We start from the raw sequence: 13755 nt of genomic DNA on the forward strand, positions 1-13755 counted from the left end.
GCCAAGAACAGTGAACTGAAGAATCGGCACGGCTATCGGGTGACGTCCGGCGCCGGATTGAGCGGCATGGCCTTACAGAGCGCCATGGCGATTTTCACCGTGAACCTGAAACGGATTCTTCGCTTACTGGATGAACGCAGGCAAGCTGCAGATCAATAAAAGGGCAAAAAAAGAGTCGGAAGACAGGAAATCCTGCCTTCCAACTCTTTTTTTAGTCTCCCATTGATTTAAAGGAAGGGTTTTTCAGTGGCCTCACAATATCGGGGACACCTTTTTTATAGGTCGCGGGAATCAGTCCGTATTTGATACAGCCCGAGCGGTTCACCGTCGGCACCAATTTTGATGCCGGTCAAGGAGCCGGAATACGCAGCGCCGGTATCAATATAATAAGCCTGGCTCTCCGAGTCGTATTTTGGTTCTTTTAATGGTGTATGCCCAACTATTTGCAGTTTGTTCAAATTTTTAAGTTGGCTGCGGTTCCAGAGAATTCCATATGGGTCGTCTTCATCAAATAGATCCTGCGTGTTTTTGGCAATTCCTGCATGGCTTACAAAAACCTTTTCATGGTCATAAAACAAGGGCAATGCTTCCATCCATTCTATATCACTTATTATATCGCGATCCTCGGCTTCGTACTGATCCAATGTTTCCTGTCCGCCTTGCCTCAACCAATTGAAATTCGGAGGATCTGAAAAATGTTCAAGCATCATCGCTTCGTGATTGCCTTTGATAAAATGGGCGCGTTCTGGAAAATCGGCAGCTAATTTTCGCGCAAGTTGAATGGTTTGAGGCGTATGTTTCCCGCGATCGACCAAATCGCCGACTTGTACAAGCACTTCGTTTGTGGGATCCCAATAGTCCTCTACCAGTTGTTTGAAAGTATAAAAACAGCCGTGGACATCTCCGATAACAAAATGGTTCATGGTCTTCAGCCTCCATTCCATTCAAAGTGGGATAGAAAACAATTATCCTTTTAGTCATTTCATTTTCTGTAAAATCTGACTGTTTGTCAATGATCTTTGCTGTGCCTTATCCATTTATAACAAGATTCATTCGGTTAAAACTTGTAGAAGATCATAAGCCTTCTGTCTTAATTTGCGTTATAATAAAGTATCATTGAAAAAAGGTGTGAAGTATAATGGCGTCATTTAATGGTTTTTCCATTTACATAAGCAACAATCTTGAATCGATGGCCAAAGAAATAGTGGAAGCCGTCCGGAATGCAACGGAACAGCCTATACCTGAAGAGGAATTGAACCAAGCCTTCAAAATGTATTGCGAAATGTTGCAGGTTTTTGGAGAGACTTTGGAATACGGGAATGAACAAAGCATTCCTGAAGTGTTGATTCATTGGAGCAAGGGAAATGCCCGGATGCAAGTGGAGGCAGGAGGGAACCTGTCAGAGATTGTTGTCCGCTATCCGCCGACTAGAACCGTTTTTACGGAGATTTTTACCCGAATCAGCATCGGATTGGGTTTATCTATAGAAGAAAATGCCTTTCTTATAAAACGCATCAACTCGATGTTGGATGTTAGCTTAAATGAAACCTTTTTTGCCTTTGAACACCTTTCCAACCAGTTCAAGGAAGAATCACAAAAAGAGCTCATGAAACTGTCCGCTCCCATCGTTCCGATACTGGACGATGTAGTAGTGATTCCATTGATCGGTTTTATTGATGATAACCGCGCACGACACATAATGGAGAACGTCCTCCCGCAATTGGCCGATTCCGAAATCAATCACGTAATTACCGATTTTTCAGGCATTCTCATGATTAACAATAAAATTGCCCAGTCTCTTTACCAGATTGGAGCCATGCTCCGTTTGATGGGGATTCATGTGGTTTCTGCAGGATTGCGCCCGGATTTAGCTCAAACTATTGTTAACAGTGGCATCGATATGACAAAAATCGAATCGTATGCTTCTGTAAAACAAGCATTGAAGAGCATCAAATAAAACGTGCTTCTGCCGTGAAATCTGGAAATTGAAACTATAAATTCGATTTTTCGGTATAAAGATCTTTGTTTGGGGAATAGCAATAATAACATGCTGATGAAAATTCCCGAAACAAGGAGGATTCAGAAATGAGCAAACCGATTGAATTGACTAAAATTACAATTATCCAAAAAGACACGGCGAACAAAGTGCGTGAAGCCTATATCGCTAATTTTCCTGAGCCCGTAGTCTACGGAGTCCATTCCGGAGTACGTGAATTTTACGGAGTCGATACAGAGGTTCAGCATCCTTCCACATTGGACCACATTGTGGCAGCGGCGGGCGGTTGACTGGTCGGGACTCTTTCCGGCGCGCTGGAAGCGCGCCATATACCAACTTCTCCTGACAAAGTCCGTGCCAATGTCCAAGGAACGATTGAAGCACCTGAAGGCGTTTTGAAAATCACAAAAATCAGTTGCCATTACATCTTAAAGGTGCCGGAAGGCAAACAAGATGCCGCCGAAAGGGCGCTTGCTGTTTTTGAAAGAGGCTGCCCGGTCGCCCAGACATTAAAAGGGGCAGTTGAACTGGAACATACTTGGGACCTGGAAGTTTATTGAGCAATAAAAAGGACCGTCTCTCCAAAGAGACGGTCCTTTGAGTTTGTAGACAAAGTATATGATCGGTGAAAAGCGATGCATAAAGCCAATCGGGCCGGCCGCTTCGCTTTCCGTGGGCTTGGCTTCAGCCACCTCGTCACTGCGTGTCTGAAGGGTCTTCAGCTCAAGTCGCTCCGTCGTTTCACTCCGTCACTGCTCCACCAGGAGTCTTCGCGCCCGGCCGGGTTGGGCTTCTTTCTCGGATCCGGACAACTGCCTTTATTCCTGTGACTGGATGCTGCAAAGGCAGGCGCAATTTCTTGGCCGCCCCTTTTCGCTTCAGAACCGGAGCGCAAGCCCGCGGAAAGCGACCGCCTGGAGCGAAGGTTCCGGCATCGCTCCCGTAAGACCTGTATCTTTAATCCGTTTAAAAAATAAAACTTCTTTTGTTTACAGTCTGAAAGGACCGTCTCTCCAAAGAGACGGTCCTTTCAATTTATATTGGCAGGACGGTGGACGATTTGATCTCCCTTAAAGCCAAACTGGTCTGGATTTTGGTGATGCCCAGTTGATTTAATTTGCGGATAAATGCTTGCAGATCTTTGCGGTCTTTATTGGCTACTTTCAGCAAATAATCGTATTCACCCGTCAAAACTTGGCATTCCAAAACTTCTGGCATTTCTTCCAAGGCGTTCTCCAGCGTCTGAAGTTCTCCGGCTTGATGGATATTCGTGCTGATGAATATAAAACATAGCAGATCAAATCCAAGCTTTTCCTGATCTAGTATGGCTACTTTGCGCTGGATATAGCCCTCTGTTTCGAGGCGTCTGATCCGGGTGTGGACGGCCGGCGCAGAAAGGTTCACCCGTTTGGCAATTTCCAAATTGCTTAATGCAGCTTGCCGCTGCAAAATATTCAATAGCTGCACATCAAGGCTATCAAGAACTTTATTGGTAATCGATTCCATATAATGCCTCCTTTAAATTATTCGCGTGGAATAGACAAAAAAAGCCGTAATCTAAATAAAATTAAGGAAAATCAATATTTTCTTTCGTTTCTTTTGAGTTTTTATCATTCCTCTTAATAATACACAAAATTAGGCTCTTAGGTGTTATTATTATTAAAAGTTTAAGGCTTATCATGATTATAGTAGGAAGCCAGCCGGAGAAGAGGCAAAAGATGCGCTATTTATATTATTCAATATTATTATTAACGAGTTTTTTGTGGGCAGGAAATTTTGTCATAGGAAAAGTATTGACGGAGCACGCTTCGCCTATGACGTTGACCTCTTTGCGTTGGTTGATTGCCGTTGCTTGTCTAGTGCCGCTTGTGTGGTGGAAGGAAAAAACCCTATTGCCTCCGAAAAAAGCGGTTTTGCCGCTTGTCTTAATGGGCGGAACCGGTGTGGTACTCTTCAACATCTTGCAATTTATCGCATTGGAAAAGACATCAGCCACAAATGTTGGTTTGATATCTACGCTCAATATGTTATCGATTGCCATTTTTTCAGGTGTTTTACTCAAAGAAAAACTTAATGGTTTGCAGATTCTGGCGATGTTCTTCTCCTTATTCGGTGTCTTGCTCGTTCTTACAAAAGGGGATGCAGCGCTTTTAATGTCGCTGGATGTTAATAGCGGGGATCTGTATATGCTGGGAGCTGTGGCTATTTGGGGATTGTACTCTGTTTTTAGCAAATGGGCTATGGCACACGTTTCTGCCATGTTCGCTACTATGTATTCCGGCATTTTCGGTTTAATCATCCTATTGCCGTTTAATTTGCCGAGCTTCTCCGTTGTTGATCCGGATGTTTCATTTGTTTTTGCGATTCTTTATACCGGCGTTGTTTCAACAGTTCTATGTTTTGTACTCTGGAATATTGGCGTCCAAAAGATTGGTGCGACAACATCAGGCATTTTCCTGAATTTTAATCCGGTCTTTACGGCATTATTAGCCTTTATCCTGCTTGGAGAACAAATGACGGAAATTCAGGTCATAGGAAGTGTTATTGTCATTAGCGGTTGCTATTTCTTTACCGTCTTCGGCATAAAAAAAACGAAAAAGAAACAACTCAGCAGACCTAGTTTTCAACAATAAAAAACCGCCGCAGAAAATTCTGCGGCGGTTTTTATCATGCGTTTACAAATTTTGTTCGTACAAACTCTTCGACTTCGTCTGAAGTTGAAAGAGACAAGATGTGGTCAACTTGGCTTTCCATTTCAGCTTTCGATAACTTCTTCAGTTGAGCGCGCGCTTTAAGTATAGACGATGCGCTCATTGAAAACTCATCAAGCCCTAGTCCTAGAAGGATTGGAATGGCAACTTCGTCTCCGGCCATTTCGCCGCACATGCCTGTCCATTTGCCTTCCTTGTGGGAAGCGTCAATGACCATTTTCACCATGCGCAAAATCGCTGGGTTGAATGGCTGATACAAATACGAAACGCTTTCGTTCATGCGGTCAGCAGCCATTGTGTATTGGATCAAGTCGTTTGTTCCAATAGAGAAGAAATCGACTTCTTTCGCGAAAATATCAGCCATTACAGCAGTTGAGGGAATCTCAACCATGATACCGACTTCGATCGAATCGCTGACAGCAACGCCTTCGTCCTGAAGTTTCGCTTTTTCTTCTAAAAGAAGCGCTTTTGCTTTGCGGAATTCATCAAGCGTTGCAATCATTGGGAACATGATTTTCAAGTTGCCGTGGACACTTGCGCGAAGCAATGCACGCAGCTGCGTCCGGAACAAATCCGGCATTTCAAGGCAAAGGCGGATAGCCCGAAGCCCAAGGAACGGATTTAACTCTTTCGGCAAGTCTAAGTATGAAAGTTCTTTGTCTCCGCCGATGTCAAGTGTGCGGACAACTGTCGGCTTGCCGTCCATGCCTTTTAGGACAGCGGCATAAGCTTCAGTTTGCTCGTCTTCTGTAGGGAACTGGTCGCGACCCATATACAAGAATTCAGTACGGTAAAGACCGACCGCTTCGCCGCCATTCTCCAATACGCCAGCAATATCTTTTGGCGTCCCGATATTCGCGCCAAGTTCAACTGCATGGCCGTCCTTAGTAACAGTTGCTTCGTTTTTCAAGGTTGCCCATTCTGCTTTTTGCTGATCATAAGCTGCTTGTTTTTCTTCGTATTCCGATACAGTAGCTGCATCCGGATCGACGATGATGTTGCCATCGAGACCATCAACGATAACAAGTGTCCCGTTTTGGACAGTAGCCATCGCTGTTTTTGCGCCGACTACTGCAGGGATTTCCAGTGTACGTGCCAAAATTGCAGAGTGGGAAGTCCGTCCGCCGATATCGGTGATGAACCCTTTAACAAATTCCGGGTTCAGCTGAACCGTATCAGAAGGGGTAAGGTCTTCTGCAATGATGATCACTTCTTCTGAAATCATGCTTGGGCTTTGGATGGAAACACCTAAAAGATGCGCCAATACACGTTTTGTCACGTCACGGATATCCGCAGCACGCTCTTTCATGTACTCGTTGTCCATCGATTCAAACATCGCAATAAACATATTCGCTGTTTCCTGCAAAGCGAATTCAGCATTCACTTTGTCAGAAGAAATGCGCTCTTTGATCGGGCCTACCAATTCCGGATCGCTGAGAACAAGAAGGTGGGCGCCGAAAATGTCAGCTTCTTTTTCGCTGATTTGTTGAGCTGTGCGCTCTTTGATTACTTCCAGTTCAGAAACTGACTGGCCTAAAGCTTTTTCAAAACGCGCAACTTCAGCTTCTGCATCAGTAATATTTTTTTGTTCTACGTTTAATTCCGGATTTTCAAGGCGATACGCTTTGGCGATGGCGATACCATTGGACGCAGCTATTCCGGAAAATGAATTCGCCATCAATTTGATAGCCCTTCGGTTGTCATAACTTCTTGCGCGCGCGCCATCGCTTCTTCTTCATCCGTTCCGTTTGCTGCCACGGTTACTGTAGCGCCTGAAGGAATTCCTAAAGACATTACGCCTAAGATGGATTTTAAGTTAACTTTCTTTTCTTTGTATTCAAGCGTGATATCGGAACTGAATTTCGAAAGCGCTCCTACAAGTGCTGAAGCTGGACGTGCATGAATGCCTGCTTGATCTGTAATTGTAAATTGTTTTTCTACCATGGATGATTCCTCCTAAGGAAAATGAGTGATTTTGACTGACTTCCACCAATACAGTATGAACGTTTTTGAATGAATTTAAAAGCATTTGATTGTTTTTGAATGAATTTAATCGTTTTTGATTGATTTTGGAAGCGATTTCAAGTATTATCGATTTATCGAATCGATAAAGAGGGTGTTTAGATGTTAACAAATGAACGGCATGAGTTCATCTTAAACATGTTGGCTGAAAAACAGACAATCAAAATTCAAGATGTGGTTGATGCAACCGCTGCTTCAGAATCGACGATTCGCCGGGATTTGACGGAACTTGAAAACCAGCAGAAACTCGAACGGGTATTTGGCGGTGCTGTATTGCCTGACCGCAACTTAATGGAACAAAGCGTTTCGGATAAATCGACTCAACACCTCCAAGAAAAAATTCGGCTGGCAAAATTTGCAGCAACGTTTGTACAAGACGGGGATAGCGTTTATCTTGATGCCGGAACGACGACATTTCAAATGATTCCTTTTTTAAAGGACAAAGACATTACAGTCGTTACTAACGGCCTGACCCATGTTGATTCTTTGAATGAGCATGGCATCACCACTTATTTGACCGGCGGCTTGATGAAGTCAAGAACAGGCGCGCTAGTCGGCGCACAAACCGTCCAATCGCTGCAAAATTATCGGTTTGACCGATGTTTTCTTGGTGTTAACGGCATCCATGAAGAATACGGCTATACGACACCGGATCCCGAAGAAGCGGCCGTTAAACGGCTGGCCAGTTCACTTTCCCGAAAAGCTTATGTTTTAGCCGACCATTCCAAGTATAACAAAGTCAGCTTTGCAAAGATCATGGACCTGGCTGCTGCAGTCATGGTTGTTGATAGGATGCCAGATGACCTTCTTGCCATATTGGAAAAAAAGACAACAGTAAAGGTGGAGAGCTAATGATCTATACGTGTACAATTGCCCCTTCGGTTGACTACACCACATATTTACCCGAATTTGAAGCCGGAAAACTGAACCGCTCCCAACAAGTGTATTACTATCCTGGCGGAAAAGGAATTAATGTTTCCCGAGTGCTTAAAAGGTTGGGAGCCGACAGTAGAGCTCTTGGCTTTGCCGGCGGCTTCACAGGAAATTATATCGCACAATTTTTAGAAGGTGAAGGCGTGGCGACCGATTTTATTCCGGTTGAAGATATTACCCGCATCAACGTCAAGATCAAGTCGGCGAATGAAACCGAATTAAATGGGCCGGCGCCAAGCATTTCTGAAAGCCATCTGGAAGTATTGATGGAGAAAATCAAAAAAATGGAGCGTGGCGATTGGTTTGTACTTGCCGGTACTTTGCCGGATTCCATCCCCATTGATTTCTTCAAGAGAGTGGCGGAGATATGCCAAAGGGGCGGTATTCGATTAGTTCTCGATACGTCTGGTCCCGCTCTGAACGAACTGATCGGGCTTAAGCCATTTTTGATCAAGCCAAATGAGCACGAACTTGGCGAACTGTTCGGCATTGTCATATCGGATAAAAGTGACGCTTATTCCTACGCCAAGAAATTGGTTGAAAAAGGCGTGGAAAACGTTATCGTATCTATGGGGGGAGAAGGCGCGCTGCTTGTTGCAAAAGATTTGGCGGTTTCAGCTGAAGCTCCAAAGCAAAAAGTTGTGAACACAGTAGGTGCGGGCGACTCCTTGGTCTCTGGATTTATCGCTTCTTATGTAAAAGATGAAAATCCGCTCGAAGCCTTCAAATATGGGGTAGCGAGTGGTAGTGCCACGGCTTTCCGTTCGGATTTATGTGATAAACCCGATGTAGAAGCGCTGCTCGGCCAAGTGAAATTAACTCCATTTCATGAACAGGATGTGACAAAATGAAAATTACTCAACTATTAACAGAAGACACAATTGTCTTGGACTTGAAAGCTACGTCCAAACAAGCAGTATTAGCCGAATTGGTCAATCAGTTGGACTTAGCCGGAAAATTGACGGACAAAAACAAATTTGCGAAAGATATCTTGGCTCGCGAAGAACAAAGCACAACCGGGATCGGCGATGGCATTGCAATTCCGCATGCAAAGTCAGCAGCTGTCAAATCACCGGCTATCGCTTTCGGCCGTTCGTCATCAGGAATCGATTATGCGGCTCTTGATGGACAGCCTTCCCACTTGTTTTTCATGATTGCGGCAAGCGAAGGCGCAAACAACGATCACTTGGAAGCATTATCAAGACTTGCAACGTTTTTGATGGATGAGAAATTCCGTGCAAGAATGTTGGCTGCAAAGTCAAAAGAAGACGTCCTTGTTGCGGTAACAGAGAAAGAACTGGCGGAAGATGGGGAGGAAGAAATGGCGGAAGCGATGGACGCTCCTGCTGCATCTCCTTCAGCTAAGAAAATTCTTGCTGTGACGGCTTGTCCGACAGGTATTGCCCACACGTATATGGCGGCTGAAAAGCTTAATGAGCGGGCAAAAGAACGGGGCATCGCCTTAAAAGTGGAAACAAACGGTTCCAGCGGCGTGAAAAACCGGTTGACTGATGCAGAAATTGCAGAAGCTGACGCGATAATTGTAGCTGCCGACACGAAAGTGGAAATGGCGCGCTTTAGCGGCAAACGGGTTATCCAGACCAAAGTCGGCAAGGCGATCTATGAAACAGATGATTTGTTGAACCGGGCAGTCGGCGGAGACGCAGCGGTCTATACACACGACCGTTCCAAAGATGAAGCGGATGGCTCTGAAACAAAAGGCGGCTTCTACAAGCATTTGATGAACGGGGTTTCGAATATGCTGCCGTTTGTCGTCGGTGGCGGGATTTTGATCGCCATCTCCTTCTTCTGGGGCATCAATGCTTCTAACCCGGATAGTCCGGAATACAATCAATTCGCGGCTATGTTGAGCACAATCGGCGGAGGCAATGCATTCTTCTTGATGGTCCCGGTACTTGCTGCATTCATCGCGATGAGCATCGCGGAACGCCCTGGTTTTGCTCCTGGTATGATCGGCGGTCTGATTGCAATTACGGTTACGGGCGTTGAAGGCGCAAGCGGAGGTTCTGGCTTCCTTGGCGGTTTGATAGCCGGTTTCTTGGCAGGTTATGTAACACTTGGCGTCAAAAAAGTTTTTGCTGGGCTTCCTAACAGTTTGGAAGGCTTGAAGCCGGTCCTTTTCTATCCGGTATTCAGTATTGCAATTACAGGTCTTATCATGATGCTGATCAATCCTCAGTTGACAAAAGTATACACAGCAATATCCGCTTTTCTTGAAAGCTTAGGCGGAACGAACTTGGTGCTGGTCGGCCTGCTGCTTGGCGGTATGATGGCCATCGATATGGGCGGCCCGATCAACAAAGCAGCGTACACTTTTGGCATCGCAATGCTTGATGCCCAAAACTTCAATTTCATGGCGACGGTCATGGCGGCTGGTATGGTTCCGCCGCTTGGGATGGCGCTGGCAACAACTTTCTTTAAAAACAAATTCACCCGTCCGGAACGCGAAGCGGGCAAAACGGCTTACGTCCTTGGCGCTTGCTTTATCACAGAAGGTGTTATTCCTTTTGCTGCAGCCGACCCGGCACGTGTAATTCCGGCATCGGTTGCCGGTGCAGCGACAACAGGAGCGCTGGTTATGTTGTTCGATATCAGCCTTCGGGCACCTCACGGCGGAGTCTTCGTAATGGGGCTTGTCGACGGCGGAATCGTTAGTGTTTTAATGTACGCTTTGGCAATCATTGCCGGCGCGATTGTTACAGCAGTCGTAGCAGGGCTTTTGAAAAAGAGGACGGCAGTGCCCGCTTAATAGACAAAACCGCTGCAGGAGCTCTACTCGAGCCTCTGCAGCGGTTTTTTTAATGAAAAAAATTAAGCTTTCGTCTTGTTGTTATTGCTGGATTTCCATGTGTAAAAAGCGACGGCGCCAAAGCACAAAGCTGAATTGAAGAAAAATACAAGATCGTTCAGCTTGCCATCAAACAGCAGAATATTGATCACCGTAATGGCATGTATAATGATAAGCAAAAGAAGCAGAACAGTTGAAGTTTTCATGAAGCCATCCTTAAAATTTGTCGTTTCCCTATTATACCGCAAGGCGGATAGCCGTTATACAAGGAAAAAAGATTATGTAAAAAAATTTTCAAAAAACAAGGCTTATTTTTTAGAAAATTCCTTCTTTTATGATAGAATAGTAGAAATAATTTTTTACAGGAACATGCGGCTGGGGCGAATAAGCTCAGCAACATTCCTGAATCTGTTAAAAGGAGTGAATTGCCATTACTATCATCTGCTTAGTAAGACACGGTGAGACGGATTGGAACGCGCAAGGAAGACTTCAGGGAAGCATGGATATACCGTTGAACGCCAATGGTATTTTGCAGGCAGAGGCGTGCAGTGTGTATTTACAGAAATCAGCATGGGATTTTATCATCACCAGCCCGTTGCAACGTGCAAAAAATACAGCAGAAATCATCAATGGAAAAGTGGATGTGCCGTTGATAGTGATGGAAGAATTCATGGAGCGCCATTTCGGGGACGCGGAAGGCATGACGTTGCATGACCGGCGGGCAATTTTTCCGGATAAGAGATACCCGAACCAAGAACCTGCAGATGTGTTCAAGCAGCGTTTATTGTCAGGCATCCAAAAAATCCAGGAGCAGTTCGGGGACAACCGCATTTTATTGGTGGCCCATGGAGCAGTGATTGATACGATACTCTCCGCTTTTTCACTCCAGGAAAAGGATGGATATACGTCATTGGAAAATGGCTGCTTCAGCCGCATTCATTTCGAACAAGAAAACTGGCAAGTAAAAGAAATCAATCAAGTAGCCCATTTAGAGAAAATCCGAACAAAACAGAAGTTCAGTTATGAAAAAGAGGCTGTTTCATGGCCGTCGTAAAAGGCGGTCTTCAATTGTATACGAAGTGTTTCTCGAGTATAAAAGCTGGAAATATCTAAACTGCTTTTAACGATAATAGAAGAAAATCGGGAAGGCGGTATGCAGATTGGGACAATCGTTGTCTGGAAAAGTGGCATTTATCACAGGAGCGGGAAGAGGCATAGGCTGTGCGACCGCTCTCGCTTTGGCAAAAGAAGGGGTACATGTAGGCCTTATTGCAAGGACTGATAAACATTTGCCCGATGTGGTGAAGCAAATCCAAAATTCAGGCGGTACCGCAGCCTACGCCATAGCGGATGTTTCCCAAATGGACGAAGTGGAACAAGCAATTATGCATTTGACTGGAGCTCTAGGCACTGCTGATATCTTAATCAACAATGCAGGCATAGGGCAGCATGTTGCTTTGCTGGATACAGACCCGGCTGATTGGAAAAAAGTGATAGACGTCAATTTAATGGGGGTTTACTACGTCACCCGCGCAGTATTGCCGCAATTGATTGAGAAAAATGCCGGAGATATCATCAATATTTCATCCACCTCCGGTCTTCGGGGCAGCGCCGGTTCTACCGCGTACAGCGCTTCGAAGTTCGGCGTGCTCGGCCTTACTGAATCGCTGTCGCAGGAAGTGCGAAAACACAATATTCGCGTGTTCGGCTTGACGCCTAGCCGAGTGGTAACCGATATGACGATCCAGGGGTTTTTAAAGGACGAAAATTTGGAGAAATTCATGCAGCCGGAAGACTTGGCGGAATATATGGTATCTCTTCTAAAGTTGCATCCACGCATGTTTATTCCTTCATCAAGCCTTTGGTCCACCAATCCTTTTAATAGCAAGTGATCCAAAAAGCCGGCAGCGCGCTTCGCTGCCGGCTTTTTGGCGGAAAAATAAGATCAATAAAGCAGCAGGCAATAGGTGGAGATTCTGGAGAAAAAAATATTCTGGAGAAAAAAATATTCATGAGCCGATCTGTAGAGAATCAAAAATTTGCAGGAAAGAAGTTTAAATGTATTTATTTACATAAGGAATAATATATAAAAAAGTAATAAAAAAAGCAGAACAAAAAAGACAAATCGAAAAATAGCTTTCAAAAATAAAATAAAAAAGCAAAAAACTCAAGGTATGAAAACAGAAGAATGGGAGCAATAAAAAAGAAACTTAGAAAACAAATAGCATACTTTAATGACTGCTTGGCAACCAAAGAAAGAAACACACCTTAGAAATAGGGCAATAAAAGAGAACAGGTATTAAGAAGCTGGAATACGAGGAGAAGTAAGAAGCGACATTTATATTATCTAAACAATTTCTAGCGTTGTAACGATATTAATAGGAGGCAGCAAAGAAGAAGAACCATTTGAAATGAAAAAGCAAGCGAACCTATCAAATACTGGATATCAGGTATATAAAGAACTTTACTGCTAGAGTAATTGGAATTCTGATCATTATGAGTTAGTAAGAAAAGGTTACCAGGAGAGTGTTATAACATAAGAATCAGTTTAAAACGGAATAAAAACTAATAAATGTATTAATTTACATAAGGAAAAACAAAAAAATAAAAACATACAAACAAGAAAACAAGAAGAAAAATCCAAAAAAAGCTATACCTAAAAGGAGGCACAGCCTAAGATCAATAATTGCTTATTGAAGTTAACTAGCAGAATCTTCTCGTTTAAGGTGGGCATTGGGTGCTTTATCTGCTATGAGGTTCAATTCAACTTTGTGTTCTAAAAGAGCTTTTAAACCACAGAGAACCATTGTAAACCCGCCCATAGCATCTATAGCTTGTTTTACAATATCATCAGGTGTTCCTTTGAATCCCGTATTGGTAATTGAGACATATGTGTTATTAATGCCGCGCGATGAAAAAATCCATTCTACAGGGGTATATCCATAAGATTCTTCCCATTCAATTAAAATGCGCTGATTTTCTTCAACTTCGATAACATGTACTTTGGTTGATACTCCATACATGTCCCATTCCCATATGACGTTTTTTCCAGTTTCTAAAGGGCCACTACTTGTTGTAAACCAGAATTTCGTAGTAATGGCGGGATTTACAAAAGCCTGAAACACTTCATTTACCGGACGGCGGATCATCATTTCTGCTTTTGCTATTGGTTCGTTGATTAAACCAGTCATATTCAGCGCTCCTTTCGTCTTTACTTGTTCTTTATTTGATACTACTATTATAAACCGAATATTTTGATAATAATATGGGAAATTGTACGATAT

The 13755-nt window shown here is 43.9% G+C and carries 15 protein-coding genes; 9 read left to right on the forward strand and 6 right to left on the reverse strand.

Annotated features, from left to right (window positions below; translation table 11 throughout):
* Positions 1-275: 275 nt before the first annotated feature.
* Positions 276-923 (reverse strand): metallophosphoesterase family protein, encoded by a 648-nt coding sequence (locus B0H99_RS04130; protein WP_181313564.1) that lies wholly within the window; start codon positions 921-923, stop codon positions 276-278.
* A 215-nt stretch (positions 924-1138) separates the two neighbouring features.
* On the opposite strand from B0H99_RS04130, the gene B0H99_RS04135 reads away from it, so the two are divergent.
* The 3 genes from B0H99_RS04135 to B0H99_RS04145 all read left to right on the forward strand — a co-directional run bounded on the left by B0H99_RS04135 (position 1139) and on the right by B0H99_RS04145 (position 2556).
* Entirely contained in the window at positions 1139-1957 is an 819-nt protein-coding gene (locus tag B0H99_RS04135) for an STAS domain-containing protein (protein ID WP_106532384.1), read from the forward strand.
* A 128-nt stretch (positions 1958-2085) separates the two neighbouring features.
* Positions 2086-2286, forward strand: coding sequence for a hypothetical protein (locus B0H99_RS04140; protein ID WP_106532385.1), 201 nt, complete (start codon positions 2086-2088; stop codon positions 2284-2286).
* Positions 2287-2556 carry an OsmC family protein gene (locus tag B0H99_RS04145; protein WP_106532386.1) on the forward strand — a complete coding sequence of 90 codons (270 nt, stop codon included), beginning with the start codon at positions 2287-2289 and terminating at the stop codon, positions 2554-2556.
* Between the two features lie 475 nt (positions 2557-3031).
* Here B0H99_RS04145 and B0H99_RS04150 read toward each other — a convergent pair whose 3' ends face one another.
* Entirely contained in the window at positions 3032-3502 is a 471-nt protein-coding gene (locus B0H99_RS04150; RefSeq protein WP_106532387.1) for an Lrp/AsnC family transcriptional regulator, read from the reverse strand.
* Between the two features lie 212 nt (positions 3503-3714).
* Between B0H99_RS04150 and B0H99_RS04155 the strand changes: the two genes are divergently transcribed.
* Positions 3715-4629 (forward strand): DMT family transporter, encoded by a 915-nt coding sequence (locus tag B0H99_RS04155; RefSeq protein WP_106532388.1) that lies wholly within the window; start codon positions 3715-3717, stop codon positions 4627-4629.
* Between the two features lie 34 nt (positions 4630-4663).
* Here the strand turns inward: B0H99_RS04155 and ptsP are convergent, their stop codons facing one another.
* Together ptsP and B0H99_RS04165 are read right to left on the reverse strand one after the other, a co-directional pair.
* On the reverse strand, positions 4664-6385 hold the full coding sequence (gene ptsP / locus B0H99_RS04160) for a phosphoenolpyruvate--protein phosphotransferase (RefSeq protein ID WP_106532389.1): 1722 nt from the start codon (positions 6383-6385) through the stop codon (positions 4664-4666).
* Positions 6385-6651 (reverse strand): phosphocarrier protein HPr, encoded by a 267-nt coding sequence (locus tag B0H99_RS04165; protein WP_106532390.1) that lies wholly within the window; start codon positions 6649-6651, stop codon positions 6385-6387. Before B0H99_RS04165 ends, ptsP begins: the two co-directional genes overlap by 1 nt.
* Before the next feature lie 180 nt (positions 6652-6831).
* Here B0H99_RS04165 and B0H99_RS04170 point away from each other — a divergent pair, with 180 nt between their 5' ends.
* The 3 genes from B0H99_RS04170 to B0H99_RS04180 are packed head-to-tail and all read left to right on the forward strand — an operon-like array spanning position 6832 to position 10432.
* Positions 6832-7581, forward strand: coding sequence for a DeoR/GlpR family DNA-binding transcription regulator (locus B0H99_RS04170; protein WP_106532391.1), 750 nt, complete (start codon positions 6832-6834; stop codon positions 7579-7581).
* On the forward strand, positions 7581-8513 hold the full coding sequence (pfkB, locus tag B0H99_RS04175; RefSeq protein WP_106532392.1) for a 1-phosphofructokinase: 933 nt from the start codon (positions 7581-7583) through the stop codon (positions 8511-8513). Before B0H99_RS04170 ends, pfkB begins: the two co-directional genes overlap by 1 nt.
* Positions 8510-10432 carry a PTS fructose transporter subunit IIABC gene (locus B0H99_RS04180; RefSeq protein WP_106532393.1) on the forward strand — a complete coding sequence of 641 codons (1923 nt, stop codon included), beginning with the start codon at positions 8510-8512 and terminating at the stop codon, positions 10430-10432. Before pfkB ends, B0H99_RS04180 begins: the two co-directional genes overlap by 4 nt.
* 62 nt (positions 10433-10494) lie before the next feature.
* On the opposite strand, the gene B0H99_RS04185 is transcribed toward B0H99_RS04180, so the two are convergent.
* Positions 10495-10677, reverse strand: coding sequence for a hypothetical protein (locus B0H99_RS04185; RefSeq protein WP_106532394.1), 183 nt, complete (start codon positions 10675-10677; stop codon positions 10495-10497).
* A 224-nt stretch (positions 10678-10901) separates the two neighbouring features.
* Between B0H99_RS04185 and B0H99_RS04190 the strand changes: the two genes are divergently transcribed.
* Together B0H99_RS04190 and B0H99_RS04195 are read left to right on the forward strand one after the other, a co-directional pair.
* Positions 10902-11525, forward strand: a complete 624-nt coding sequence (locus B0H99_RS04190; protein ID WP_106532395.1) for a histidine phosphatase family protein — start codon at positions 10902-10904, stop codon at positions 11523-11525.
* Positions 11526-11631: 106 nt separating this feature from the next.
* Entirely contained in the window at positions 11632-12363 is a 732-nt protein-coding gene (locus B0H99_RS04195) for a 3-ketoacyl-ACP reductase (protein ID WP_106532396.1), read from the forward strand.
* An 807-nt stretch (positions 12364-13170) separates the two neighbouring features.
* On the opposite strand, the gene B0H99_RS04200 is transcribed toward B0H99_RS04195, so the two are convergent.
* Positions 13171-13662 carry an SRPBCC family protein gene (locus B0H99_RS04200; protein ID WP_106532397.1) on the reverse strand — a complete coding sequence of 164 codons (492 nt, stop codon included), beginning with the start codon at positions 13660-13662 and terminating at the stop codon, positions 13171-13173.
* Between the last annotated feature and the right edge of the window lie 93 nt (positions 13663-13755).

This window comes from Planomicrobium soli (assembly GCF_003014655.1).
GTDB classification, from domain to species: Bacteria; Bacillota; Bacilli; order Bacillales_A; family Planococcaceae; genus Planococcus; species Planococcus soli_B.

Excerpts from the sequence above, each read along its gene's own strand:
- B0H99_RS04170 (WP_106532391.1), top strand. The coding sequence starts at position 6,832 with ATGTTAACAAATGAACGGCATGAGTTCATCTTAAACATGTTGGCTGAA.
- B0H99_RS04135 (WP_106532384.1), top strand. The coding sequence starts at position 1,139 with ATGGCGTCATTTAATGGTTTTTCCATTTACATAAGCAACAATCTTGAA.
- B0H99_RS04130 (WP_181313564.1), bottom strand. The coding sequence starts at position 923 with ATGAACCATTTTGTTATCGGAGATGTCCACGGCTGTTTTTATACTTTC.
- B0H99_RS04200 (WP_106532397.1), bottom strand. The coding sequence starts at position 13,662 with ATGACTGGTTTAATCAACGAACCAATAGCAAAAGCAGAAATGATGATC.
- B0H99_RS04165 (WP_106532390.1), bottom strand. The coding sequence starts at position 6,651 with ATGGTAGAAAAACAATTTACAATTACAGATCAAGCAGGCATTCATGCA.
- ptsP (WP_106532389.1), bottom strand. The coding sequence starts at position 6,385 with ATGGCGAATTCATTTTCCGGAATAGCTGCGTCCAATGGTATCGCCATC.
- B0H99_RS04140 (WP_106532385.1), top strand. The coding sequence starts at position 2,086 with ATGAGCAAACCGATTGAATTGACTAAAATTACAATTATCCAAAAAGAC.
- B0H99_RS04150 (WP_106532387.1), bottom strand. The coding sequence starts at position 3,502 with ATGGAATCGATTACCAATAAAGTTCTTGATAGCCTTGATGTGCAGCTA.
- B0H99_RS04185 (WP_106532394.1), bottom strand. The coding sequence starts at position 10,677 with ATGAAAACTTCAACTGTTCTGCTTCTTTTGCTTATCATTATACATGCC.
- pfkB (WP_106532392.1), top strand. The coding sequence starts at position 7,581 with ATGATCTATACGTGTACAATTGCCCCTTCGGTTGACTACACCACATAT.
- B0H99_RS04155 (WP_106532388.1), top strand. The coding sequence starts at position 3,715 with ATGCGCTATTTATATTATTCAATATTATTATTAACGAGTTTTTTGTGG.
- B0H99_RS04180 (WP_106532393.1), top strand. The coding sequence starts at position 8,510 with ATGAAAATTACTCAACTATTAACAGAAGACACAATTGTCTTGGACTTG.